The organism is Bacillus cereus group sp. BfR-BA-01360 (assembly GCF_022663595.1).
Taxonomy (GTDB): domain Bacteria; phylum Bacillota; class Bacilli; order Bacillales; family Bacillaceae_G; genus Bacillus_A; species Bacillus_A cytotoxicus.
Map to the genome: position 1 here is coordinate 1 of NZ_JAKUFV010000056.1, position 2,973 is coordinate 2,973.

Genomic DNA, 2,973 nt, shown 5'->3' on the forward strand with positions numbered 1-2,973 from the left:
TGGTTAAGTCCTCGATCTATTAGTATTCGTCAGCTCCACGTGTCACCACGCTTCCACCTCGAACCTATCAACCTGATCATCTTTCAGGGATCTTACTAGCTTACGCTATGGGAAATCTCATCTTGAGGGGGGCTTCATGCTTAGATGCTTTCAGCACTTATCCCTTCCGCACATAGCTACCCAGCGATGCCCTTGGCAGAACAACTGGTACACCAGCGGTGCGTCCATCCCGGTCCTCTCGTACTAAGGACAGCTCCTCTCAAATTTCCTACGCCCACGACGGATAGGGACCGAACTGTCTCACGACGTTCTGAACCCAGCTCGCGTACCGCTTTAATGGGCGAACAGCCCAACCCTTGGGACCGACTACAGCCCCAGGATGCGATGAGCCGACATCGAGGTGCCAAACCTCCCCGTCGATGTGGACTCTTGGGGGAGATAAGCCTGTTATCCCCGGGGTAGCTTTTATCCGTTGAGCGATGGCCCTTCCATGCGGAACCACCGGATCACTAAGCCCGACTTTCGTCCCTGCTCGACTTGTAGGTCTCGCAGTCAAGCTCCCTTATGCCTTTGCACTCTACGAATGATTTCCAACCATTCTGAGGGAACCTTTGGGCGCCTCCGTTACACTTTAGGAGGCGACCGCCCCAGTCAAACTGCCCACCTGACACTGTCTCCCGGGTCGATAAGACCCGTAGGTTAGAATTTCAATACAGCCAGGGCGGTATCCCACCAGCGCCTCCACCGAAGCTAGCGCTCCGGCTTCAAAGGCTCCCGCCTATCCTGTACAAGCTGTACCAAAATTCAATATCAGGCTACAGTAAAGCTCCACGGGGTCTTTCCGTCCTGTCGCGGGTAACCTGCATCTTCACAGGTACTATAATTTCACCGAGTCTCTGGTTGAGACAGTGCCCAAATCGTTACACCTTTCGTGCGGGTCGGAACTTACCCGACAAGGAATTTCGCTACCTTAGGACCGTTATAGTTACGGCCGCCGTTTACTGGGGCTTCAGTTCAGAGCTTCGCTTACGCTAACCCCTCTCCTTAACCTTCCAGCACCGGGCAGGTGTCAGCCCCTATACTTCGCCTTACGGCTTCGCAGAGACCTGTGTTTTTGCTAAACAGTCGCTTGGGCCTATTCACTGCGGCTTTCCGTTAAGAAAGCACCCCTTCTCCCGAAGTTACGGGGTCATTTTGCCGAGTTCCTTAACCAGAGTTCTCTCGCTCACCTTAGGATTCTCTCCTCGCCTACCTGTGTCGGTTTGCGGTACAGGCACCTTTTATCTCGCTAGAAGCTTTTCTTGGCAGCGGGGAATCGAAGACTTCGCTCCATAAGGAGCTTCCCCATCACAGCTCAGCCTTTGCGGTAAGCGGATTTGCCTACTTACCAGCCTAACTGCTTGGACGTGCACAACCAATCGCACGCTTCTTCTATCCTTCTGCGTCCCTCCATTGCTCAAACGATAAAGAGGTGGTACAGGAATATCAACCTGTTGTCCATCGCCTACGCCTGTCGGCCTCGGCTTAGGTCCTGACTAACCCTGAGCGGACGAGCCTTCCTCAGGAAACCTTAGGCATTCGGTGGACGGGATTCTCACCCGTCTTTCGCTACTCATACCGGCATTCTCACTTCTAAGCACTCCACCAGTCCTTCCGGTCTGACTTCACTGTCCTTAGAACGCTCCCCTACCACTGATACCAAAGGTATCAATCCGCAGCTTCGGTGGTGTATTTAGCCCCGGTACATTTTCGGCGCAGAGTCACTCGACTAGTGAGCTATTACGCACTCTTTAAATGGTGGCTGCTTCTAAGCCAACATCCTAGTTGTCTAAGCAACTCCACATCCTTTTCCACTTAATACACACTTTGGGACCTTAGCTGGCGGTCTGGGCTGTTTCCCTTTTGACTACGGATCTTATCACTCGCAGTCTGACTCCCAAGGATAAGTCATTGGCATTCGGAGTTTGACTGAATTCGGTAATCCGATGAGGACCCCTAGTCCAATCAGTGCTCTACCTCCAAGACTCTTACACTTGAGGCTAGCCCTAAAGCTATTTCGGGGAGAACCAGCTATCTCCAGGTTCGATTGGAATTTCTCCGCTACCCACACCTCATCCCCGCACTTTTCAACGTGCGTGGGTTCGGGCCTCCATTCAGTGTTACCTGAACTTCACCCTGGACATGGGTAGATCACCTGGTTTCGGGTCTACGACCACGTACTAAACGCCCTATTCAGACTCGCTTTCGCTACGGCTCCGCCTCTTCAGCTTAACCTCGCACGGGATCGTAACTCGCCGGTTCATTCTACAAAAGGCACGCCATCACCCGTTAACGGGCTCTGACTATTTGTAGGCACACGGTTTCAGGATCTCTTTCACTCCCCTCCCGGGGTGCTTTTCACCTTTCCCTCACGGTACTGGTTCACTATCGATCACTAGGGAGTATTTAGCCTTGGGAGATGGTCCTCCCAGATTCCGACGGAATTTCACGTGTTCCGCCGTACTCAGGATTCATTCAAGAGGGAACGAAGTTTCAACTACAGGGTTGTTACCTTCTATGACGAGCCTTTCCAGACTGCTTCGTCTACCTCGTTCCTTTGTAACTCCGTATAGAATGTCCTACAACCCCAAGAGGCAAGCCTCTTGGTTTGGGCTATGTTCCGTTTCGCTCGCCGCTACTCAGGAAATCGCATTTGCTTTCTCTTCCTCCAGGTACTTAGATGTTTCAGTTCCCTGGGTCTGTCCTCCTTACCCTATGTATTCAGATAAGGATACCATACCATTACGTATGGTGGGTTTCCCCATTCGGAAATCTCCGGATCAAAGCTTACTTACAGCTCCCCGAAGCATATCGGTGTTAGTCCCGTCCTTCATCGACTCCTAGTGTCAAGGCATCCACCGTGCGCCCTTTCTAACTTAACCAAACTAAAATTAAAAATATGAGCTACACTGTTATCTAGTTTTCAAAGAACAT

At 51.7% G+C, this 2,973-nt stretch carries 1 rRNA gene; it reads right to left on the minus strand.

Annotated elements, in window-relative coordinates:
• Nucleotides 1–2,921, minus strand: a 23S ribosomal RNA gene (locus MR056_RS21780).
• Between the last annotated feature and the right edge of the window lie 52 nt (nucleotides 2,922–2,973).